Annotated in this window: 1 pseudogene; it reads left to right on the top strand. The window is 49.6% G+C overall.

The features are described 5' to 3' along the window. Positions 1-234, top strand: a pseudogene (locus tag AB4486_RS25315) (LysR family transcriptional regulator); the annotation flags it as partial.

Below are 234 nucleotides of genomic sequence, written 5' to 3'. Positions count from 1 at the left end.
AAGGAGCACGGAGAGCCGAAGACGCCACAAGATCTACTCGCGCTACCCGCGGTGATTTATACCAATGGCGATATGACAGTCGATCACTTGCGTATCAGTGAAGAGCCGCATGGTAATACCTTTCAAAGCCTGACGATTCGTGGCAACTATAAGGTGAGTGATGTTCGCACCATGGTCTCTTGCGTAAAAGATGGCTTAGGCTATGGCTTCCTTGACCAATCAAACCTGTATGCC

Origin of the sequence: Vibrio sp. 10N.222.55.C6, from assembly GCF_041473395.1 — a bacterium.
GTDB lineage: Bacteria > Pseudomonadota > Gammaproteobacteria > Enterobacterales > Vibrionaceae > Vibrio > Vibrio crassostreae_C.
This window is presented reverse-complemented; position numbering and strand designations above follow the sequence as displayed.